The 22,599-nt window shown below is 64.1% G+C and carries 13 protein-coding genes and 1 pseudogene; 3 read left to right on the top strand and 11 right to left on the bottom strand.

The features are described from left to right. The first annotated feature begins 151 nt into the window (after positions 1-151). Together UC34_RS23760 and UC34_RS23755 are read left to right on the top strand one after the other, a co-directional pair. On the top strand, positions 152-2,203 hold the full coding sequence (locus tag UC34_RS23760; protein WP_044457434.1) for a hypothetical protein: 2,052 nt from the start codon (positions 152-154) through the stop codon (positions 2,201-2,203). Between the two features lie 319 nt (positions 2,204-2,522). Further along, entirely contained in the window at positions 2,523-3,923 is a 1,401-nt protein-coding gene (locus tag UC34_RS23755; RefSeq protein WP_044457433.1) for an alanine/glycine:cation symporter family protein, read from the top strand. A gap of 180 nt (positions 3,924-4,103) precedes the next feature. Here the strand turns inward: UC34_RS23755 and UC34_RS23750 are convergent, their stop codons facing one another. The 6 genes and pseudogenes from UC34_RS23750 to hemE form a co-directional block, all read right to left on the bottom strand. Then, complete coding sequence (locus tag UC34_RS23750; RefSeq protein WP_044457432.1) at positions 4,104-5,246, bottom strand: branched-chain amino acid ABC transporter substrate-binding protein; 1,143 nt, start codon at positions 5,244-5,246, stop codon at positions 4,104-4,106. A 207-nt stretch (positions 5,247-5,453) separates the two neighbouring features. Further along, positions 5,454-7,007: a sodium/proline symporter PutP gene (putP, locus tag UC34_RS23745; RefSeq protein WP_044458613.1), complete on the bottom strand. Its 1,554-nt coding sequence runs from the start codon at positions 7,005-7,007 to the stop codon at positions 5,454-5,456. Between the two features lie 581 nt (positions 7,008-7,588). Then, a complete protein-coding gene (gene putA, locus UC34_RS23740) occupies positions 7,589-11,503 on the bottom strand; it encodes a trifunctional transcriptional regulator/proline dehydrogenase/L-glutamate gamma-semialdehyde dehydrogenase (RefSeq protein ID WP_044457431.1) in 3,915 nt (1,304 codons plus the stop codon). A gap of 293 nt (positions 11,504-11,796) precedes the next feature. Next, a pseudogene (locus UC34_RS25950) lies at positions 11,797-11,910 on the bottom strand (oxidoreductase, molybdopterin binding protein); the annotation flags it as partial. Positions 11,911-12,002: 92 nt separating this feature from the next. After that, positions 12,003-14,570, bottom strand: a complete 2,568-nt coding sequence (locus UC34_RS23735; RefSeq protein WP_063389864.1) for a primosomal protein N' — start codon at positions 14,568-14,570, stop codon at positions 12,003-12,005. A 426-nt stretch (positions 14,571-14,996) separates the two neighbouring features. Further along, positions 14,997-16,067 carry a uroporphyrinogen decarboxylase gene (gene hemE, locus UC34_RS23730; RefSeq protein ID WP_044457430.1) on the bottom strand — a complete coding sequence of 357 codons (1,071 nt, stop codon included), beginning with the start codon at positions 16,065-16,067 and terminating at the stop codon, positions 14,997-14,999. A 281-nt stretch (positions 16,068-16,348) separates the two neighbouring features. On the opposite strand from hemE, the gene UC34_RS23725 reads away from it, so the two are divergent. Then, the gene (locus UC34_RS23725) at positions 16,349-17,164 is read left to right on the top strand and encodes a transporter substrate-binding domain-containing protein (RefSeq protein ID WP_044458611.1); all 816 of its coding nucleotides are present in this window, start codon (positions 16,349-16,351) and stop codon (positions 17,162-17,164) included. A gap of 222 nt (positions 17,165-17,386) precedes the next feature. On the opposite strand, the gene UC34_RS23720 is transcribed toward UC34_RS23725, so the two are convergent. The 5 genes from UC34_RS23720 to UC34_RS23700 form a co-directional block, all read right to left on the bottom strand. Further along, on the bottom strand, positions 17,387-18,325 hold the full coding sequence (locus UC34_RS23720) for an alpha/beta hydrolase (RefSeq protein WP_044457429.1): 939 nt from the start codon (positions 18,323-18,325) through the stop codon (positions 17,387-17,389). Positions 18,326-18,467: 142 nt separating this feature from the next. Beyond that, on the bottom strand, positions 18,468-18,941 hold the full coding sequence (locus UC34_RS23715) for a CoA-binding protein (RefSeq protein ID WP_044457428.1): 474 nt from the start codon (positions 18,939-18,941) through the stop codon (positions 18,468-18,470). Between the two features lie 761 nt (positions 18,942-19,702). Next, positions 19,703-20,497 carry a 2-oxo-tetronate isomerase gene (gene otnI / locus UC34_RS23710; protein ID WP_044457427.1) on the bottom strand — a complete coding sequence of 265 codons (795 nt, stop codon included), beginning with the start codon at positions 20,495-20,497 and terminating at the stop codon, positions 19,703-19,705. Between the two features lie 42 nt (positions 20,498-20,539). Then, positions 20,540-21,079: an energy transducer TonB family protein gene (locus tag UC34_RS25535; RefSeq protein WP_044457426.1), complete on the bottom strand. Its 540-nt coding sequence runs from the start codon at positions 21,077-21,079 to the stop codon at positions 20,540-20,542. A gap of 117 nt (positions 21,080-21,196) precedes the next feature. Continuing rightward, on the bottom strand, positions 21,197-22,444 hold the full coding sequence (locus UC34_RS23700; protein ID WP_044457425.1) for a dienelactone hydrolase family protein: 1,248 nt from the start codon (positions 22,442-22,444) through the stop codon (positions 21,197-21,199). Positions 22,445-22,599: the final 155 nt, after the last annotated feature.

The raw sequence follows: 22,599 nt of genomic DNA, 5'->3' as shown, positions 1-22,599 counted from the left end.
TGCGCAAACTCGGGCGAATCCCAACCTCTTCGCTGACGCAACCGCCGAGAATGGCGAGTTTTGATGCTTTTGCTGCCACGCGCGATGCGGCGCAGGGCGGTGAGGCAAGACGAGGAAAAAGGGGGCGACGATGCGGAAGGCGCAATCTGGGATGTTCCTGATCTCGGCGGCGGTCGCGGTAGCGGTCGTGAGTCTGTTGATTTCGTTTTGGGGGCTCAATTATTCGAGACAACTGCGCGTCGAGAAGGCTGAGCGCGTCGGTGAAGCGCTGAAGGTGATGGGCGACCGGGTCCAGAGCTTCGTCGTGGAACATCACGACAAGATCGATGCGGTGCTACGCGATTCGACGAAGCCGTTCGCCGTGCAAGGTGTCGACTTCGGCGCGGCGACGGATGTGAACGGCAAGCCCTATCTGACGAATCTGTCTGCGAGTACGTTGATCAAGGCGACCCGTGCCACCGGGATCGGCGAGCGACCGCCGGGCAACGTCGGGGACTACGTCATTCGGGTGTACCACGAGTGCGGCGGCAGTCCATCCGTATGCAACGTCGAAACGCTGACGTATATCGACAAGCCGATGCCCCGGCGCTATTCCACCGACCCCGACATGGACGCCGCTGCGATCGCGGCGCGCCGGATTGGCGTGCTGGGGGGGGTGTCGACGACCGACAGCGGTCATCCGTTTCGGTTTATCGACGCGGCGGGAAGTGCCGCCACGGTGCCTAACCCGCATCCCGTGGCCGGACTCGTTGCCGTGCGGGGAGGATATGCGACGAGCGCCATGGACGTGTACGTTCGGCGCGACGGCTCACTTGGCATGACGGGGCCGCTGAACTTCAGACAGACGGATGGCCGCGCCGCGACGCGTCATAACATTGTGGGTGTGGGGGAGCTCGATGCGAGCAACGTTGGGGCGGATTCCGTCGTGGCGAGCGCCGTCACCGTTAACGGCGAACTCAAGGCCAGTAAAGTGGTGGCCGCAGATGGCCTGACGGCAGGCGACGCGACCATTACCGGCAAGCTTGAGCTGCGTTCGGACCTTGTCGGCGCCAGGGACATCGAGGGCACCGGGGAACTGCGTATGCCGAAAATAGACATCGCGAGCAAAGCCAAGGTGGGCCAGTTGGATGTGACGGGCAGCACCAGGCTCGGCGGCACGCTCGATATGAACAAGAAGGACATCGAGAATGCCGGCCGCGTGAAGGGAAAGACGTTGACGGCCGAGGAGGGCATCGTCGAGTTGAAGGAAGGGACTGTGCGAGGCCGAACATGTGACGTCTGGGGCGTGGCCCGGGACAGCGACGGCCGCTTGCTTTCGTGTCAGCGAGAAAAACCCGGCAGCAACAACTGGATATGGAAGCTCGCCAGCACACCCGGCAGCGTGAAGGAAGTGCCCGTCGAAATCGTCAAGGAGATCGTCAGGGAAATCAAAATCGGTGAGCAGTGGAAGGTGTCGACGTTCTCTTTGCTACCCACGCCGAGCGGGGTATCGCATGGGTCCGCGCTGTATTTTTACGTGGCGTCACATCGCGACGCCAAAGTCCTTGCGTGCACGATCACGAACACGAGATCGTCCGGTGCGGAGATGCGGGCCGCCAACAGGCAGGGGGACTACATCGTCACGCAGTCGGCGGACGGCAGCGAGGAATTGATGTGCTTGTCCAAGGGAAGCGGGAGTCCGACGGTCACCGAAAACGCCTGGTACTGGTGGGGCTGGCCCACCTTCGACGAACACGGCGGTTACCGGCGCCCGACGGCGAAAGCGGGCTGGGACGATATCTGGTATCAAAACGATACGGATAACAATACGATGCCGGACATCCATCATGCGGTGCGATATCCGGTTCGTGTCACCGACGACACGCAGGCGAGGTTCAACAACGAACTTCAACGTCTGTTTCTCACGTTCGGCATGTCGCGTCATGGGCCCAATCTGAATCACAGCGTGCTCATGGCGACATTCTCCGGAAGCCGTCGCACGATGGGCGCGGCATGGGGAATCGCCTACCGCCCCAAGAGCCTCATTTCATGCAAGTTCACTTCGAATATCTTTCGCGCCAGCATCGGATACGCCGCCGACAATGTTCGATGGTACTTGCCGGGGGGCGATTCGACCTACACCGTGCAGTGTTCGTTCAGCTTTCGGGGCGATCTGACCGGACACGGTTTCAGGATATGCCTCAAGGACTGCCCGTTCAAATAGTCCCCCCGCAAGACCCTCTCCCGCCATGCGACACCGAGACCCGTTACGTCGCTCGCTGCAACGCGCAGCGTCATATGACAGTCACATTCCCCGGTTACTCTACGTCCCGATGTCTCCTTGCCTTGTCTTTGAGCCGCCCGGCGAATGCCGTGCGGCTTTTTTATTTGCCGGTTTCCTTTGCGTCACGCGCGCATAGGAATAGACGCAAAACACAGCGACTTTCTGTCGAATTCGCCGAATCCTTGCGATTCTCCGTCCCTTGCCGCTCATTCCCGAGGGGCAGTCAGTGGTTCGATGATTGCGACAGGAGACGCTATCCATGGAGAGTTGGCTCAAATCGGCGGTCGACGCCATCGGCGGGGTGCTGGGCGGTTATCCCCTCGTGATTGCCCTGCTCGGCGCCGGGTTGTATTTCACACTTCGATTCGGCGGAATTCAGTGTCGTGCATTTGCACATAGCGTTGCGTTGTTGCGCACGTCCGGCGCCGCGTCCGGTATTTCGCCGTTTCAGGCGTTTGCGACAGGGCTGGCGAGCCGCATCGGAACCGGCAACATCGCCGGTGTCGCCATGGCGCTGACCATCGGCGGGCCGGGGGCGATTTTCTGGATGTGGATGACGGCGTTGCTCGGCATGGCGTCTGCGTTCGTCGAATCGACGCTCGCCCAGATCTTCAAGATCGCGCATCGGGACGACACGTTCCGGGGAGGCCCCGCGTACTACATTCAGCTCGGCCTCGGGTCGCGCAAATTCGGTGCAGTGTTCGCCGTCGCGTTGCTGTACACCTTCGGCTTCGCCCTGAACTCGGTGCAGTCGCACTCGATTGCGGAGGCGCTCGAAGCGTCGTTCGGCTGGGATCGTCAGTGGATCGGCATCATGCTGGTGATCGTCACCGCGCCGATCATCTACGGCGGTGTGCGGCGCGTGGCGCGGGTCGCGCAATGGATCGTACCGGTCATGGCGCTGGCTTATCTCAGCCTCGCCGCATTCGTTTGCATCGCTCACATGGACCAGATCCCCGGCATGATCTCGATGATATGGCGTCACGCTTTCGGACTGGAACCGGCGGCAGGCGGGATCGCCGGGTATGCCGTGAGTCAGGCGGTGCTCATGGGCGTGAAGCGCGGCCTGTTCTCGAACGAAGCGGGCATGGGCAGTGCGCCGAATGCGGCCGCGGTAGCGACGACGAAGCATCCGGTCCAGCAAGGGCTGATGCAGATGCTGGGGGTGTTTTTCGACACGGTCGTCGTTTGTTCGGCCACCGCGTTCATGATTCTGCTCTCGGGACAGATGACCCCCGGCGCGACGCCCGAGGGCGCGGTGCTCACCATGCATTTCGGCGACTGGGCCATCGTTTTCACCGGCATTACCGTGTTCGTTCTCGCGTATTCCAGTGTGCTTGGCAACTACGCTTACGCCGAAGTGAACATGGACTACATGACAAAGCGCCCGTGGTTGCTTCACATCTTTCGTGCGCTGGTATTGCTGGCGGTCATGCTCGGCGCGGTGGCGAGCTTGCCGCTGGTGTGGAGTCTGGCGGATGTCGGCACGGCATTGATGGCGTTCATCAACCTGACCGCCATTGGCCTGCTGACGAAATATGCGCTGGTCGCGTGGCGTGACTACCAACGTCAGCGCAAAGCGGGGGTGGCAGAACCTGTCTTCACGCGGGACGTGATGCCGCCCGAACTGCGCGAGCGGCTGCCCAAGGACGTATGGTGATGTGGCGGCACCGCGGTCCCTGCTGACCTTGCAAGTCGCGTCACGCCTGTCAGGCTGGCGCGGCTCGCCAACGCCGGGTGGCGATCGGGTTCCAAAAACAGAGGCACAAAACGCAAAGGCCGGTGAGCTACCTCACCGGCCTTTGTCGTTTGTGCCAGGGTTGCGGAAGCTATCGAAGGCTTACTTGCCGCCGACGGTCTCCAGCACGGTCCACTTGCCATCGGCCACCTTGTACAGCGTGATCGAGCCGTACTTCAGGTCGCCCGCCGCGTCGTAGGCGAGCTCACGCGTGGTGACGCCCGGCATGCTCGTCTTGGCCAGCACCGGCAGGTACTTTGCCGGATCGGTCGAGTTGGCCTTCTTCATGGCCGACATCATGGCCATGGCGCCGTCATAGGCGTAGGGCGAGTAGGTCTCCGGCGCGGCCCCGAACTTGGCCTTGTAGCGCGACTCGTACGCAGCCCCGCCCGGCATCTTGTCGAGCGGCAGACCGGCCAGCGAGACGACCGAACCGTTGGCGGCGTCGCCGGCGATCTTCAGGAAGGCGTCCGACTTGACCATTTCGCCGGCCATCAGCGTGGCCTTGATGCCCAGTTCGCGCATCTGCTTGGCGAGCGGGCCGGCTTGTGCGTCGGCACCGCCGTAGAACACGACATCCGGGTTGGAGCGCTTGAGGTTGGTCAGAATGGCGCGGAAGTCCACGGCCTTGTCGTTGGCGAACTCACGACGCACGATCTTGCCGCCGGCGGCCTTGGCGGCCTTTTCGAACTCGTCTGCCAGACCCTGACCGTAAGCGGTGCGATCGTCGACGATGGCGATGTTCTTGAAGCCCAGCTTCTTCACGGCGAACGTGCCGACGACCGAACCCTGCTGGATGTCCGACGTCATCATGCGGAAGGTCGTCTTGAAGCCTTGCTTGGTGTACTCCGGCGCCGTCGCCATGGCGATTTCGGGGATGCCGGCCTGTGCATAGATACGCGACGCCGGGATCGTGGTGCCCGAGTTGAAGTGACCGAGCATGCCCTTGATGCCGTTGTCGACCAGCTTCTGGGCGACGAGCGAACCCTGACGCGGGTCGGCCTGATCGTCTTCGGCTTGCAACACGAACTTCACCGGCTTGCCTTCGATGGTCGGCTTGGTGGCGTTGTACTCATCGACGGCGAGTTGAATGCCGTTCTGCATGTCTTTGCCGTAGTGGGCCTGTGCGCCCGTGAGCGGTGCGGCAAAGCCCAGCTTCACTTCCTGCGCCTGTTGCGCGTTGGCCGCGCCAAACGCGAGCAGCCCGGCGACTGCGACGGCGCTAGCCGTAAGCTTCGATTGCATCAACCCTCTCCTTGCATGTGTTTGTCGTTGAGTGGCGTGTCTGCGGGATCGCCGCAGCACGCCTATCTTGAAACGCCGTCTGGACCCGGCTGGTTGACCGGGGCGGCATTTATCATGTTCAAACGCAAAATGCGTCCGACGCGGCAGTATTGGATGGCTGCACGCGCCGGTCAAGAGGGAGAAATTCCGATAGGAGGTGCTACTCGCTTATGGCGAAGGTTGCGCCGTCGGCGTGTCGGTGTCACCGGTGGCCTCGGCGCCGGGCGTCTTGCCTGCCTGGATCTCCTTCAGGCGGGTCTCGGCGGCGGCGTAGCGGGCCAGTACTCCCGCGCTCGGCGCGCGATCCAGACGGCTCACGACATACAGCGCCAGTCCGCCCAGAGCGAAGCCCGGGACGATTTCATACAGATCGAACCAGCCGAACTGCTTCCAGATCAGCACGGTGGCTGCGCCGACCACGATACCGGCGAGCGCCCCGTTGCGCGTGACACGCGGCCACAGCAAGGTGGCGAGCACCAGCGGGCCGAAAGCGGCGCCGAACCCGGCCCACGCATAGCTCACCATGCCGAGCACGCGGCTTTCCGGATCGAGGGCGAGCAGCACGGCGACGACGGCCACGGCGAGCACCATGGCGCGACCGATCCATACGAGGCGACGCTGACTCACCGGGCCGCGAGCGAACGTCTTGTAGAGGTCTTCGGTCAACGCGCTGGAGCACACGAGCAACTGGCACGACAGCGTGCTCATCACGGCCGCGAGAATGGCGGCGAGCAAAACACCGGCGAGCCAGGGCGTGAAGAGTTGTGTGGTGAGCGCAATGAAGATCGTCTCCGAATTGGCATTGACGCCCGCGCCCAACTCAGGCCGTGCGCTGTAGTACGCCAGTCCGAAGAATCCGACAGCGACTGCACCGGTCAGGCACAGCACCATCCACGACATGCAGATGCGGCGCGCCTGCGGAATCGCGGCTGCCGAGCGCGCGGCCATGAAGCGCACGAGAATGTGCGGCTGACCGAAGTATCCGAGACCCCAGGCAAGCAACGACAGTACCCCGATCGGGGCAAGATCGCCGAACCAGTCGGTGTGAGCCGGGTGCAGGGCGGTGACGGCATCGATCGCCGTCGTCGGGCCGCCGTCGATGCTGATCACGGCAATCGGCGTGACGACCAGCGCCGCGAACATCAGCGAGGCCTGCACGGTGTCCGTCCAGCTCACGGCAAGGAATCCGCCGATGAATACGTACGCAATGGTGGCGACTGCGCCGATCCACAACGCCGTGTGGTAATCGAGACCGAACATCGTCTCGAACAGCCGCGCGCCCGCCACGACCCCCGATGCGCAATAGATGGTGAAAAAGATCAGGATCACGAGCGCCGTGACGATGCGCAACACGTGACTGCGGTCGTCGAACCGCTGCGTGAGGTATTCGGGCAGGGTGAGCGCGTTGCCGCAGACTTCCGTGTGAACACGCAGCCGCGCTGCCACCAGCCGCCAGTTGGCCCACGCGCCGAGCGCCAGTCCGATGGCGATCCAGACGCCCGACAATCCGCCCACGTAGATGGCGCCCGGCAGGCCGAGCAGCAGCCAGCCGCTCATGTCGGAGGCGCCTGCGGAGAGCGCTGTGACGAAGCTGCCGAGACGGCGTCCGCCGAGAATGTAGTCGGAAAGATTGTTGGTTTGCCGGTAGCCGAGCCAGCCGATGACCAGCATCAATAGCAAGTAGACGGTGAACGACACCGCCGTAGGGTTCCATACGGACATGTTGCCTCCTTGTGCGGCGCCCTCGTGCGTCGTGCGTGCTTTCGGCATGACGAAAGCGGTGCAACGCGTGCAGACGTCCGCGATGGCCAGCGATGCATGTCGCCGGCGCGGGTTAACCGCTCTATGACGGTGAGACGCGTTATATGTCGGGGGAGGGCGCGAAGATACTCCGAAATCGCTCAAATTGCGCATGTACGCATTTAGCGGTGCGGCAGCGGATCGGCGATTGGAGAAATGCTGCGCAGGTGTCGCAATGTGCGCTGAACACGCCCCTAACACGTCCCTAACACGCCTTGAACGCGCGCGGGACGTGAGGCGAGCCGCTCACCTGAAGGGGCGGACAACGTCCAAGCGCGGCAAGGGCGCGAGCGGGAGACGCGTGGAGCGAACCAGGAGAGAGGGCGAGAGAGAAGCGCAGAGAGGGGGCAGGGAGGAGAGACGATGGCGCTCGGCGCTTCGGCCGAGGAGGCGCCGTCGCCATCGCAATATGCGCCTCGAAGCGTGTGCTACGGGACCGCCGGATTTAGGACGATTCCGGGAGGAAACGTCGCCAAACCCGGCGAATGACCTCGAATCGCGAATCAGCCGATGGTCATGAGGTTGGCGTTACCGCCGGCTGCCGCCGTATTGACGGACACCGAGCGCTCGCACAGCAGACGCTCCAGCGCATAGTCGTCACCGGCCGCCAACGCTTCGGGCGAGAGGCCCTGCATCGACAGGATCGGGCCGTTGCGCGTGGCAATGCGGCGGTTCAGGGCACGCAACTCGTCGCTGTCGCCCTCGAACAGCACCGCAGCGAGCGACGGCTCGGCGGCCGCGTCCACACCTGCAGCGAGGACCGTGGCGCGACCCTTGAGCGACGCGGGCAACGCGCCCACCAGATCACGCGCGGCGACGCTATCCATGAAGACGGCATTGTTGCCGGTGGCCAGCACCGCAGCCAGTTGCGTGCGCGCGCCGAGGGTCGAGGCCGCTACGCACAGCACCGGGCCGCGCGGCTCGAGACCGTAAGTGTTGCGCTCGCCGGTCGGGCCGGGCAGCACTGCCGTCGCATCGAGGGCGGATGTCGCCAGATACCGGTCGACGCGATCGATCGCGGCGGCGCTATCCGGTTGCTGGCGCAGCCAGTCGCGATAGTTCGCGAGCGGCGAGAGTGCCGCCTCGTTGCGATTGAGTTCCGGCGCCAGCGCCGCCGGACGCGTCGCGAGCAGGCGCGGCAGATACATCGGCCCCCCCGCTTTCGGACCCGTCCCAGACAGACCCTCCCCGCCGAACGGCTGCACGCCGACCACGGCGCCGATCACGTTCCGATTCACGTAGACGTTACCGACATGCGCCCGCTCCGTCACGTAAGCGATGGTCTCGTCGATACGCGTATGCACACCGAACGTCAGGCCATAGCCGGTGCCGTTGATCTGATCGAGCAGCTTGTCGAGCTGCGCGCGCTTGAAGCGGATCACGTGCAGCACCGGGCCGAACACTTCGCGTTGCAGCGCCTTCAGGTCCGTCAGTTCGATGAGCGTCGGCGGCACGAAGGTGCCGTGACGGGCGGCGTCCGGCAGCGTGAGTTGCTCCACCGGGAAGCCCTTGCCGCGCATTTGCTCGATGTGACGATTGATGCCGTTCTGCGCTTCGGCGTCGATGACCGGGCCGACGTCGATGGACAACCGATCCGGGTTGCCGATGGCGAGTTCCTGCATCGCGCCCTTGAGCATGTGCAGCGTCTTGTCGGCGATATCGTCCTGCAGGCACAACACGCGCAGTGCCGAGCAACGCTGACCGGCGGAATCGAAGGCCGACGCGAGTACGTCGTACACGACCTGTTCGGGCAGCGCCGACGAGTCGACGATCATGGCGTTCTGACCGCCGGTCTCGGCGATGAGCGGAATCGGACGCCCGTTGGCGTCCAGCCGGTCGGCCAGCGTACGCGCAATGATGCGGGCGACTTCGGTCGAACCGGTGAACATGACCGCCTTGGTGCGCGCGTCGGCGACCAGCGCCGCGCCGACCGTCTCGCCCGTACCCGGGAGCAATTGCAGCGCACCGGCCGGAATCCCGGCGGCTTGCATCAGACGCACGGCTTCGGTGGCGATGAGCGGCGTTTGCTCTGCCGGTTTGGCGATGACCGGGTTGCCGGCAGCCAGTGCGGCGGCGACCTGACCGACGAAAATCGCGAGCGGGAAGTTCCACGGGCTGATGCACAGCACCGGACCGAGCGGGCGGTGCGTGTCGTTCGAGAAGCCCTGGCGAATCTGCGCGGCGTAGTAGCGCAGGAAGTCGACGGCTTCGCGCACCTCGGCCACGGCGTTGGGCAGCGATTTGCCCGCTTCACGAACGCACAGGCCCATGAGCGTGGGCATATGCGCTTCGAGCAGGTCGGCAGAGCGCATCAGGCAGTCGGCGCGCGCCTCGACCGGCGTGGCTTGCCAGATCGGTGCGGCGGCAACGGCGTGCGCCAGCGCGGCCTCCACGTCGGCCGACGTCGCTTCGATGACCTGACCGACCACGTCGCGCAGATCGGCCGGGTTGCGCACGGCACGGGGCGTGCCCGTAGTGCGCTCGCCGTCGGCCAGCATCGGCGCGGCGCGCCACGGCGTACCCGCGCTCGCGAGCAGGGCGGACGACAGCGAGGCGAGGCGGTGTTCGTTCGAGAGATCGAAACCGGACGAGTTGGCGCGCGACGTGCCATACAGATCGCGCGGCAGCGGAATCTTGGCGTGCGGCGCACCGAGCGGTTGCACCTTCTCGGCTTCCGAGACCGGGTCGGCGATCAGTTCGTCGACGCTGACGGTCTCGTCCGCAATGCGGTTCACGAACGACGTGTTGGCCCCGTTTTCCAGCAGACGGCGCACCAGATAGGCGAGCAGCGTTTCATGCGTGCCGACCGGCGCGTAGACGCGGCACGGCCGCGCCAGCTTGCCGGCGGCGATCGGCCCCACGACTTCCTCGTACAGCGGCTCGCCCATGCCGTGCAGGCATTGGAACTCGTACTGGCCGGGATAGTAGTTGTTGCCCGCGAGGTGATAGATCGCCGAGAGCGTGTAGGCGTTGTGGGTGGCGAACTGCGGATAGATCGCGTCCGGCACCGCGAGCAGCTTTTTCGCGCAGGCGAGATACGAGACGTCCGTATAGATCTTGCGCGTGTAGACCGGATAACCTTCCAGGCCGTCGACCTGTGCGCGCTTGATTTCCGTATCCCAGTAGGCGCCCTTAACCAGTCGCACCATGATGCGGTGACGGCTGCGGCGCGCCAGATCGATGATGAAGTCGATCACGAACGGGCAGCGCTTCTGATACGCCTGCACCACGAAGCCGATGCCGTTCCAGCCGGCCAGTTCCGGATCGAAGCACAGGGCTTCGAGCAGATCGAGCGAGATTTCGAGGCGGTCGGCTTCTTCGGCGTCGATATTCAGGCCGATGTCGTAAGTGCGCGCCAGCTTGGCGAGCGCCTGCACGCGCGGCAGCAATTCGGCGACGGTGCGCTCGTACTGGCTACGTGAATAACGCGGATGCAGCGCGGAGAGCTTGATCGAGATGCCCGGGCCTTCGTAGATGCCGCGTCCGGCCGAAGCCTTGCCGATGGCATGAATGGCTTGTTCGTAGCTTGCGTAGTAACGCTGGGCGTCTTCTTCGGTCGTCGCGGCCTCGCCGAGCATGTCGTACGAGTAGCGGAAGCCCTGCGCTTCGTACTTGCGGCTGTTGGCCAGTGCTTCGGAAATGGTCTCGCCGGTGACGAACTGTTCCCCCATCAGACGCATGGCGATGTCCACGCCCTTGCGGATGAGCGGTTCGCCGCCACGGCCAATCAGGCGGGTCAGCGCCTTGGTGAGGCCGGCTTCGCTGGTCGTCGTGACGAGCTTGCCGGTGATCATCAGGCCCCAGGTGGCGGCATTGACGAACATCGACGGCGAATTGCCCATGTGCGCGTGCCAGTCGCCCTTGCTGATCTTGTCGCGGATCAGGGCGTCACGCGTGGCCTTGTCGGGAATGCGCAGCAGCGCTTCGGCCAGACACATCAGCGCCACGCCTTCCTGGCTCGACAGCGAGAATTCGTGGATCAGGCCTTCCACGCCACCGCCGGTGCTCTTGCCGCGCAGCGCGACGACGAGCTTGCGCGCCAGATCGGAGGCTTGCGTGGCCGTGGCCGGGGCCAGCTTGGCCTGGCCGAGAAGCACCGGCACGCATTCCGGCTCGGGACGACGGTACGCGGCCGTGATTGCAGCGCGCAGCACCGATTGCGGTTGCACGTTCTGCGCGAATTCGAGGAACGGATGCGGGACGGTGTCGTCGCTGGCATGGCCATCGATGACCTCGGTGCCCGACTGGGTTGCACCGCTCAGTTCCGGCGGCAGTGCGCCGCTCTCGATGCGCTCCAGGTAGGCAAAGATCGCCTGTTTGATGAGCCAGTGCGGAGTGCGCTCGATTTGCTGGGCGGCCGTCTTGAGCCGGGTGCGCAGGACGTCGTCGACTTTGACGCCGAGAGTGGTGTTAGCCATGAGAAGGTTATCCGATGACGCGAAACGTGACACCCATAGCGGGTGAATTGTGCGGCATCGTAACCGGGTTTCAAAAGAGGTGCAACCAGAGTCAAAAATGCGGTTGCACCGTCGGTATCACTCCCGGCATTCCTTCCGATATTCCTCCCGGCGTCCCTTTACTTCGGGTCGGTCCCGTAAGTCATGTCGAGGGCGTAGGCCAGCACAGCGGCGAGGGTGCCCGACAGCCCGAGCACGAACGCGAGCGTTTTGCAGCGCGTGAATTTCGGATGATTCATGATCGTTCCCCCGCCTTATGCCGCTACCACACGCACGGATTCGACACCGTTGCGCATATAGCCGGCCGGATTCCACAAGGATTGCAGCGGCTGCGTCACGCCCGCGCGATTCGTTGCCCGAACTGATGCGCGGCAACGAGTTCTACGCTCGGGCCGAAGTCCTTCTTGAGCGAGGCAAGCGAGATATCAAGCGGTTTGGCGACGCTGCCGCCCACACGGGTTCATATTTCGAGTGGATCGACTTCCAGATGCCAGCGCACGGGCGCCTTAAGCGCGCGAAGTTCGCTCATCCATTGGGTGAGAAAGCGCTGAAGCGCGCCGCGATGCGGACTCTCGACGACGAGTTGAGCCCGGTCCGTCCCCGCGATGCGCACCATCGTCATGGGAACGGGGTCCCACAGGGAGATGCGCGGGTCGTGCAACGCCGGTTCGGCGGCGATTTCGCGGGCCTGCCGCAGGAACGTCATGGCGTCGTCAAGCTTGCGGGCTTCGGCGCGAAGCAACGCCTGATGTGTGTATGGCGGCAACAATGCCACACGCCGCTCTTCGAGTTGCTGGGCTGCGAAGCCCGCGTAGTCGTGGCGCATGAGCGACGCGAACAGCGGATGCGATGCGTAGCGTGTCTGGATCAGCACGTCGCCGGGGCCATCGGCACGGGCGGCACGTCCGGCGCGGCCCGCGACCTGCATCAGTTGGGCGAAGAGGCGTTCGGCCGCCCGGAAGTCATGCGAGAAGAGGGCGCTGTCGGCGTTCACCACGCCGACGAGCGTGACATTTCGGAAGTCATGCCCCTTGGCCACCATCTGCGTCCCGATGAGGATGTCGACCTCGCCGGCGTGTACCTGCGCGAACAACGCCTGCGCGCTGCCTTTACGGCGCGTGCTGTCGGCGTCGATGCGGGCGAGCCGCGCGTCGGGGAAGTGTTCGGCGAGCGCCTCTTCGATACGCTGCGTGCCACGCCCAAGCGGGGCGAGATCGAGGTTGCCGCAGTCGGGGCAGGCGTGCGGAATGCGCGATTCGGCGCCGCAGTGGTGGCAGCGCAGGCGTCGCTCGGGCTTGTGCAGCACCATGTGCGCGCTGCACCGGCGGCAGTCGCTGATCCAGCCGCAGGCGTCGCAGTTGAGCACCGGGGCGTAGCCACGACGATTCAAAAACAGCAGGCTCTGCTCACCGGCTTCGAGGCGCGCACGGATGGCTGCGAGAAGCGGTTGCGAAAGTCCTTCGTGCACGACGCGCTGACGTTTGCGCTCGATGTCCATGTCGATGAGCGACACGCGCGGCAGCACGGCGTCCGGTGTTGCGCGCTCCGGCATGGCCAGACGCACATAACGGCCTTGTTCAGCGCGATTCCAGCTATCGAGCGACGGCGTGGCCGAGCCGAGCACGACCGGGATACGCAGGCGGTTCGCCCGCCAGATCGCCAGATCGCGCGCCGAATATCGCAGGCCTTCCTGCTGTTTGTAGGACGGATCGTGTTCTTCGTCGACGACGATGAGCCGCAGGTGCGGCAACGACGCCATGACGGCCAGTCGCGTGCCGAGCACGATGCGCGCCTCGCCGCGATGCGCGGCAAGCCAGTGTCTGGCGCGCTCACCCTCGGCCAGGCCGCTGTGCAGCGTGACGAGTGTCTCGCGCGGAAACCGTGCACGGAAGACGCCTTCGAGTTGCGGCGTCAGGTTGATTTCCGGCACGAGCACGAGCACTTGTGCGTGCGCCGACTCGCGCGCATGCAGCGCTTCGGCCACCGCACGCAAATAGACTTCCGTTTTGCCACTGCCCGTCACGCCGTAGAGCAGGAAGGGCGGGCAGGCGGGAGAGGGCGGCGTGGCGGGAGCGGCGGAAGCGTGGGACGCGGCGGCCATTGCATCGCTCGCCCGCGCAGGTTCGAGACGTCGCGCGCCCGCGGCGATCAGGGCGTCGTGAATGGCCGCGACCGCATCGGCCTGTCCGGCGGTGAGTGTTTTCGTGCCGCCGTCGGCGTCGTCGAGTATGTCGGCCAGTGTGGCGGGCAACGCGTCGTTGCGCCCAGCGGTAGGGCGCTCGACGCCATCGTGTGCGTCATGCGTGGCCGCCGGGGCGCGCGGTTCATCCGCCTTCTCACCTTCGTGGCCTTCGTCGGCCCCATCGGATTCAAGCACCGCCTCGTGATACGGCACCGTCTCCACAACCACCCAGCCGGCGGCGGCCCACTGCTTGAGTACGTCGGCCGCTTTCGAGCATAGGGCGCGGGCTTCATCGGCGTCGAGTGTGCCGGCCTGGGCGAGACCTTCGGCCAATCGTCGCTGGGCGCGAAGACGGGACGGGACATTGTCCATCAGCGTGCTGAGCGCGCCCTGTGCGATGCGGTAGCGCTGTACACCGCGCTCGGCAAGCAGGCGCGGCCACCGCATCGGCGTGCGCAGGTGTGCGGGAAGCGCGGGGAGCGCGACTTCCCCGATACCGCGCTGGTAATAGCGCGCCGCGAACTGCATCAGGTCGCGCCAGTCGTCGGCGAGCGGGGGCAATTCATGCCACACGGACGTCACGTCGCGCAGCTTTTTCGGGTCGACTTCGCTGCGCTGCGTCAATTCCCAGACGATGCCCACGACCTGTCGTCGTCCGAACGGAACCTGCACCAGTTGACCAAGGCTTGCGGCTTGATCGAGACGGTAGTCGAACAGGGTGAGGAGCGGCGTGTCGAGTGCGACGCGAGCGATGGCGGGCACACCGGTGCGAGGCTCGGTCGCCGGAAAAAGCGCATCGTCGTTCGATGCGTTGGACAGGTCGGACGGATCGTCGGCTCGGGTCAAACTTAAAGTGAATCCTGAGAAGTGCCGGTAAACCCCGGATTTGAGTCGGCTTTCCGCCGACGTCGAATCGCTTGTGGATAACTATGTTGAGAACTGTGGGGATTATGGCTCGCGAGCCTCACCACACGGTCCTCGCGTCGCTCGTCGTCCTGACTTTTATCAGTTCAAAAATGCTTTTTGATCAATAGCTTATGAATGACGTCGACGGTACCCCCGCTTCGTCTCTCACTTGCGGCGGCGCAGCGAGAATTTGTGCATAAGTCTTCGGGACAACTCCGTAAATTGGAGGGGTTATTCGAACGCTAGTCCCTTGACATTCACCGTGTCGAACGACGGTTGGGTTTGCAGGGCGAAATGCCCCGCGAACCCGCATCGCTGCGTACGTGCGCGATAAATATTGTTGCTTTTGTCGTGCCTTTGCCTTGCTTATGCCGCGCGCCGAAGCGTTCGACTGTAGCTATGCACCTCATCCACGAGTGCTGCCACGTGTTCCGGGTTGGTGAATTGCGAGATGCCGTGCCCCAGATTAAAGACGTGTCCCGGCGCATTACCGTAGGCGTCGAGCAGGCGGCGGACCTCCGTGCGGATGGCGTCGGGCGCCGCGAACAGGGCTGTCGGATCGAAATTGCCTTGCAGTGCACAACGATCGCCTACGCGACGACGCGCGGCGGCGAGGTCGACGGTCCAGTCGAGACCGATGGCGTCCGGGCCGGTGTCGGCAATGGCTTCAAGCCACTGACCGCCGCCCTTGGTGAAGACGATGTGCGGAATGCGCACGCCGTCCCACTCGCGATGCACGCTGGCCAGCGCCTGCTTCATATAGGCAAGCGAGAAGCGTTGGTAGAGCCCGTCGGCCAGCGCGCCGCCCCAGGTGTCGAACACCATGATCGCCTGCGCACCGGCTTCGATCTGCGCGTTGAGATAGGCGGCGACGGCGCGCGCATTGGTCTCGAGGATGTGCGTCATCAGGTCGGGACGCTCGTACGCCATCGTCTTGACGGTGCGGAAGTCGGCCGAGCCGGCGCCTTCGACCATGTAGCAGGCGAGCGTCCACGGACTGCCGGAGAAGCCGATGAGCGGCACGCGACCGTTGAGCGCGCGACGGATTTCGCTCACCGCGTCGAAGACGTAGCGCAGGCTGTCGAGATCCGGCGCCTGAAGACGACGCACGTCGTCTTCGGTGCGCAGCGGATGCGCGAAGCGCGGGCCTTCGCCGGTTTCGAACGACAGCCCCAGACCCATTGCGTCGGGAATGGTCAGAATGTCCGAGAACAGGATCGCGGCGTCGAGCGCAAAGCGTTCGAGCGGCTGAAGCGTGACCTCGGTGGCATAGGCGGGATTCTTGGCCAGCGCCAGGAAACTGCCGGCCTTTGCGCGGGTGGCGTTGTATTCGGGCAGGTACCGGCCCGCCTGGCGCATCAGCCAGATCGGCGTGTACTCGGTCGGCTGGCGCAACAGGGCGCGCAGGAAAGTATCGTTTTGCAGAGCTTGGGACACGTCGCAGCGGGATGGGGTGGTTTTGGGCAAGCCGCCATTTTACTCGGGTATCCGGGGGGTGGTCGCGTGGCGGGCGGTTATGCCGCACATAAACGTCGGACATCAGGGTGACGGCCGCGCGCGGGGCGCTATTTTTGCGCGGGTTGGCGCGGACGCGGCCGATCAGTAGTATGAAGTCCCGCGTGCCGCCTCAGATGGCACAGGGCGTCGGTGCGTTGGTCGCGCCGACGACGCATTCATCAGCACGTCGATAGCACAACACGGAGACAAGCATGACAGTCATGAAGACGGCCGCGCGCGCGGCCTTCATGGCGGGGGCGGCGCTCGCCGTCACTCTCGCCACCGGCTTTTCGGCCAACGTCGCCCTGGCGCAGTCCGCCACGCCTGCGGTCCACTCGCGCCTCGACGACATCGTGAAGTCCGGCACCCTGCGCGCCTGCGCCACGGGCGACTACAAGCCGTACTCGTATCGCCGCCCGGACAGCCAGTTCGAAGGCATCGACGTGGATCTGGTCGCCTCGCTCGCCAAGTCGCTCGGCGTAAAACCGGTGATTGTGCCCACGACCTGGAAAGGACTGATGGACGATTTCACCGCCGGTAAATGCGATATCGCCGTCGGCGGCATTTCCGTGACCCTGGATCGCGCCGCTCGCGCCTATTACAGCAAGGTCGTCATGATCGACGGCAAGTCGCCCATCGTGCGATGCGCGGACGTGGCGAAGTACCAGACACTCGCCGACCTGAACAAACCCAGCACACGCGCCATCGCCAACCCGGGCGGCACCAACGAACGCTTCGCCCGCCAGTACCTGCCTAACGCCTCGCTCACGATCTACCCGGATAACGTCACGATCTTTCAGCAAATCGCCGACGGGAAAGCCGATGTCATGGTGACGGATTCCTCCGAAACGCTGCTTCAGCACAAAATCAACCCCACCCTCTGCCCGGTCAATCCCGACAAGCCGCTTCAGTTCGGCGAGAAGGCCTATCTGCTTCCCCGGGGAGACGATGTCTTCAAGCACTACGTCGATCAGTGGCTCAATCTCGCCCAGAAAACCGGGGAATATCAGGCGGTTGTCGATAAATGGCTGAAGTGATCCTGACGTGATCGTCGGCTAGCGCTGTCTGTTCGAGTCGTTCACGTAGTCCACGTCGCTCGCCTCGTTCTCCCACAACGCAACGACACCGAAACAAGGGGGGCGCTTCCCTCCGCTCCAACTTAAAGTCGCTGCGGTAAGCGCCCCCCTTGTTCCGGCCTGCTTTGCCCAGGGTTTCACCCCCTCGCTCTCTTCAGGTCGACTTCTTGACTTTCGCTCCCGTCATCCCAGCCACTCTCTGAGGCGCTGCGCTGCGTCGTGCATCACCATCCTCGCTTGCGGCACGAACGGCTGCAACCGCGCAAAGCTGTGCGTCAAACCCGTCGCCTCGATCACTTCCGCGCGCGCACCCGTCTGTGCGACGAACTTCGCATATTCCACCGCTTCGTCATGCAACGGGTCGTACTCCGCTGCGATGACCAGACTGTTCGGCAACGGATGACGCGGCGCCTCCGCCGTCAGATTCACCCGCACGTCGTTCGCCGCCGGCTCCACACCCGCCAGGAATTCCTTCCAGTACCAACGCATCTCATCGCGCGTGAGGCCAACGCCGTGCGCCAGGCGCTCGTAACTCGGCGTGTCGAAGCGGTACTGCACCACCGGATAGATCAGCAACTGCGCACCGACGATGCCCGGGTGCTGGTCGTTGAACCACGCCGCCGCCTGCGCCGCCAGATGGCCACCGGCACTGTCGCCGGCGACGCCAAGGCGATCCGGACTCAGGCCGAGGCGGGCGCGCTGCTCCGCCGCCCAGGCCAGGGCGTCACGGGCATCGTCGACCGGCGCCGGAAACGGATGCTCCGGCGCCAACCGGTAATCCACGCTCAACACGGCAACGTCGGCGTCCTGCGCCAGGAAGGCCGCCACGGTGCCATGCGTGTCGACATCCCCCACGACCCAACCCCCGCCGTGGAAGTACACGACCAGCGGCACCGTGCGACCGATCGGACGATAGAGTCGCGCGCGCAAAGTGCGACCGGGCAGCGGAATGTCGAACGTCTCGCTTCGCAACCCCGCCGGCAACGGACGCAAGGCCTCCACCGCCACGGTGGCGAATTGCGCCCGGACCTGCTGCGGGGTGGGCGCAGTAGCGTTTTCGGGAGTGGGGTACTTGCGCGCCATCAGGTCGTAATAGGCGAGCAGATCGGCGTCGATGGTCATGGCGGCGTCGGAGGTTATCGTTAGCGAGAGAAGAAGGTGTATTCGTGTTTCGGGACGTGGCGAAGCGGGGCCTTATTGCCCTTTATCGTCCTATATCGTCCTTTGTTGCTCTTTATCGTTCTTTAGCCGTCTTTGCATGTTTTCACTGGTCGTTGACCGGCTTCGGCAAGCCGCCGCCCTGCAGCAACCAGCGCTGATGCTCGATCTTGACGCACCGGTCCATCACGACGTCGAGCCCCGCAGCCAATGCCACGGCAGCCGCATCGTCGTTTTCGATGCCCAACTGCATCCACAAACTCGTCGCGCCAATGGCCACGGCCTCATCGGCGACCGGCGGAATGTCGGCGCTGCGGCGAAAGCAGTCGACCATCTGAATGCGCACGCCCTCCGCTCGGAGGGCGTCGGCAGCCTCGGTCAGGCTCGCGTAGACGGTCTCGCCCAATATTGTCTCGCCGGAGTCGGTAGCCTGCGGATTGATCGGCACGATCCGATACCCGTGCTGCTGCATGTAGCGCGATGTGGTGAAACTCGGCCGCTCAGGCCGGGGCGACAGGCCCACGACCGCAATCACCCGGTCGCGCGAAAGTATCCGACCCAAACGTTCAATGGTGTCCATTGCTCACTTTGTGTTCACTTTGTTGCCACGCACAAAGAATGAAGTTAGCACATTGCCGGGCGGTACGTTTGAGACGGGGGAAGTCTTGCCGGGCTTGGCGGCGACCTGCAACCGGATAGCGTGGGGCGAGCCACGGAGAGGTTTGGGCAGGGACCGACTAAGGCGAGCGCATCCATGGGCGACTGGGAGTCGCTGTTGAATTGTCGACCCCGCGTTGGCATGGCCATCGGCGAAGCGGGTCGCATTGACGCTCGGAAATGCTTCGTGCGGCGAGTTATTCAGGATGACGAATCAAATGACGATCGGCATCACCCGTCCGAAGTCCTTGCCGCACAAGGCGTGAAAGCGCTTCGAGAGGGCCGTGTGACACGCCAGGTGTTACAACCTGAAACACTTTGTTACCCCTCCGTCCATACGTTTCCACCACAATGCATCTCAACGCTGAAGTGCTTATCCCCCGGTAACGCGACAGCGCGGCTGTATCAGCAAAAGACGTCCCCCGGCGTCGTTTGCAAGCTGGTTCGATACAGTGCTCCGAATCTGGTCTCCTCGCGCTAACCCCGTAGCGTGTGGTTTTGGCGGGCCCGTGTGTCCCGCCATTTTTTTTGCCTGCTTCGTCCTACATCTTTCCTAAGCCTTTCTCCGACGCGCGCCTATTTGAAGGCCGAATTGTTTCGACGTCCGATTGAATTTCGGGCAACGATTCACGTGTGCGTAACTCCGTTCCGCAACGCGCGCTCACGTCGCATCTTCTCGTTTTGCTATTGGGTCGCTGTCGCCCTGAGCCACGGTTTGAGCCACCCCAGCCCCGAGCGCGTTGCGCCCTGAGGGCGATACTCGCACCCGACCCATCCGGCATACCCCAATTCGTCGAGCAGGCGAAACAGGAAGGGGTAATTGACTTCGCCCGTATCCGGTTCGTGACGTGCGGGCACGCCCGCGACCTGCACGTGACCGATGTTGGCAATGGACTGGCGCAATTTCATTGCCAGATCGCCCTCGACGATCTGGCAGTGGTAGGCGTCGAACTGAACCTTCAGATTGCTCGCGCCCACTGCTTGTCGAATGGCGTGCGCCTGATCCTGGCGCGTGAGGAAATAGCGCGGAAAGTCGCGCGGATTGATGGGTTCGATCAGGATGGTGACACCGTGAGCCGCTGCCTGCTCGGCCGCATACGCCAGATTCTCGAGGTACGTGGCGCGGCATTGTTCAGGCGACGCTGCGGCCTCGGGACAACCGGCCATCACATGCAACTGACGACAACCGAGCGCATCGGCGTAGTCGAGGGCAAGTTCGATGCCGTCGCGAAACTGCGCCTGCCTCCCGGGGAGTGCCGCAATGCCTCGCTCCCCGCTCGCCCAGTCGCCCGCCGGCGCGTTGAAGAGGACTTGTGTCATGCCCGTGTCGTCCAGCCGCTTGCGGATCTCCTGTGCCGGGTGCTCGTACGGGAATAGAAATTCGACGCCCCGGAAGCCATCGCTCGCCGCTTCGCGGAACCGGTCGAGAAACGGCACTTCCTGATAGAGCAGGGTCAGATTCGCAGCAAATCGCGGCATGGGAGTCTCCGTCGCCCAACGCGGGCCGATGCCCTCACGATATCACTGCCCGTCGATCTGCGGCGCGGCCACGCTGCGCAACTGGAATCGTCCGTCGTTGTTGAAGAGCCAGGTCTCGATGGCGCGCACGCGGCCGCTGCTGTCGACCAGCGCCCGGCTGGGCGCCGGTAATGGGCTGGCACGTCGCAGGCTGGCGATCGCAATGCGTTCGGCCTCGTGGTCGCCGTTGCTTCGGTAGAGCGCGACAGCCGTGATGTTGCCGTTGCGATCCACCCAGTATTCGAGCGACACGACCGAGCGCAGCATGGGTTGCGGGTTGCCCGGCGTGATCTGGCGGGCGTTGACCTCGGTCACGCGTTGCGCGGCCGCAATCTTGTATTGATCCAGCCCCGAGAGCGGTGGCTGGCCAGCCGGGAAATTGAGGAGGAGCGGTTTTTTGGGCTCGAAGTCCGGATTGGCGCAGCCGCTCACCATCAAGGTGCCGACGAGGCCGAGCGTGGCGGCGGCAATCGCCGCCGTGGCACGGGCGCCAGCGCAGGATGCGTGGACGGCATGCCTGCGCGGAGAAAGTTGCGTCTTCATGACGGGTCTCCCGCAACGTTTGCGACACGTCTTCTTGTTTTGACGGCTGGTTCTGGCCGGACCGTGCGATCGACGGGGCATCGTGCGCCGCCGCCCGGTCCGGTAGGTGGCGCGGGACTACTGCGCCCGGGTCCCGAACGACCAGTTCGGCATCAGGGTGTTGGACGCCAGATTCTCGTCCTGCAATTTGCGTGCGGTTTCGACGCCGGCTACCGGCAATCCTGTCGGGTCGAGCAAACCGATCTGCACGAGCACGCTCGCCTGATCCCAATATATGTGTTCGTGCTCCAGTTTGTCGCCCCGGAATCGCACGATGGCTACCAGAGGAATCTCGACGCGGCGTCCCGTTGGCGCCACGCCCGGCAACATCCAGTCCACGGGCGTCGTATGCGTGAAGCAGAACAGCAGTTCGTCAACCAGTTGGGTCGCGCCGATCGTGCGCGAAATGGGAATCAGTCGGGTGTCGGGCGGATTGCTGTTGACGAAGTGATTGCGATAGAAGTGCGCCAGTTGCTGATGCCCGACGCCGCCAGTCATCGTGGGGATGTGATTGACGTAGGGCTCGGCCACCATCGTCTTCATCAACGGATCGATTTCGCGAATGGCGAATTCGTAAGCGCAATGCGTCTCCCAAAGCGACGCGAAGTCGAAGTGCGGACCGACGACGCGGCGCAGGGCGCCGATGGTGCGCTGATGGGCGAGCTGGGTCGCGGCACGATTGAAGTGGTCGCCGGGGCGTGCGAAGGCGTGATCGGCGTCCGGGTACGTATACAGAGTGACGCTCGGATGCTTGCCGAGTCGTTCGGTCAGGGTGTCGCGCACTTCGGGCGGCGCGTACTTGTCGAGTTCGGCCACGTGCAGCACGAGCGGCGCGTGCTCGCCGGCGATCTCGTCGATATGCTGCTCCAGTCCCACGCCGTAATAGCCGATCGCTACGTCTGCGCTCGTGCGCGTGACCGATAGTGCCGCCAGCTTGCCGCCGAGGCAGTAACCGACCACCCCCACGCCGCCCACGCACTCGGGTAGCGCGCGCAACGCGTCGACGCTCGCGCCCACGTCTTCCATGCCCAGATCGACGTCGAAGCTCTGGAACAACGCAAATGCACGCTGCCAGTCGCCCGGCGAATAGCCCAGTTCGATGCCGGGCTCGATACGCCAGAACAGATCTGGCGCAAGCACGACGTAACCTTCTTCGGCATAGCGGTCGGCCAGTTCGCGAATGTAGGCGTTCACACCGAAGATTTCCTGACACAACACCAGTCCGGGCCCTTTGCCTTCGCTTGCGCCCTTGCTGTCCGGCGTTGCCAGATAGGCCTGAAAGGTTTTGCCGTCGCGCGACTTGATGCTGATGAAGCGTCCTGCCATGTCACTGTCTCCTGAGGGGGGAAGCGGATATCCGAGGATGTCCGAGGATGTCTGTGGGTAGCGGCTTCCGACGATACCATGCATACTCGGAGCGCACGTTCCAGCGGTGACGGGGCAGTCCGGTTATCGGCACGTCCTTTCCTGCCGGACGCTTT

It is taken from the genome of Pandoraea vervacti (assembly GCF_000934605.2).
GTDB lineage: Bacteria > Pseudomonadota > Gammaproteobacteria > Burkholderiales > Burkholderiaceae > Pandoraea > Pandoraea vervacti.
Note: the sequence above shows the minus strand (reverse complement) of the source record. Positions and strands in the feature narration are given on the sequence as shown.

Excerpts from the sequence above, each read along its gene's own strand:
- UC34_RS23725 (WP_044458611.1), top strand. The coding sequence starts at position 16,349 with ATGAAGACGGCCGCGCGCGCGGCCTTCATGGCGGGGGCGGCGCTCGCC.
- UC34_RS25535 (WP_044457426.1), bottom strand. The coding sequence starts at position 21,079 with ATGAAGACGCAACTTTCTCCGCGCAGGCATGCCGTCCACGCATCCTGC.
- otnI (WP_044457427.1), bottom strand. The coding sequence starts at position 20,497 with ATGCCGCGATTTGCTGCGAATCTGACCCTGCTCTATCAGGAAGTGCCG.
- UC34_RS23750 (WP_044457432.1), bottom strand. The coding sequence starts at position 5,246 with ATGCAATCGAAGCTTACGGCTAGCGCCGTCGCAGTCGCCGGGCTGCTC.
- putP (WP_044458613.1), bottom strand. The coding sequence starts at position 7,007 with ATGTCCGTATGGAACCCTACGGCGGTGTCGTTCACCGTCTACTTGCTA.
- putA (WP_044457431.1), bottom strand. The coding sequence starts at position 11,503 with ATGGCTAACACCACTCTCGGCGTCAAAGTCGACGACGTCCTGCGCACC.
- UC34_RS23720 (WP_044457429.1), bottom strand. The coding sequence starts at position 18,325 with ATGACCATCGACGCCGATCTGCTCGCCTATTACGACCTGATGGCGCGC.
- UC34_RS23700 (WP_044457425.1), bottom strand. The coding sequence starts at position 22,444 with ATGGCAGGACGCTTCATCAGCATCAAGTCGCGCGACGGCAAAACCTTT.
- UC34_RS23715 (WP_044457428.1), bottom strand. The coding sequence starts at position 18,941 with ATGGACACCATTGAACGTTTGGGTCGGATACTTTCGCGCGACCGGGTG.
- UC34_RS23760 (WP_044457434.1), top strand. The coding sequence starts at position 152 with ATGTTCCTGATCTCGGCGGCGGTCGCGGTAGCGGTCGTGAGTCTGTTG.
- UC34_RS23755 (WP_044457433.1), top strand. The coding sequence starts at position 2,523 with ATGGAGAGTTGGCTCAAATCGGCGGTCGACGCCATCGGCGGGGTGCTG.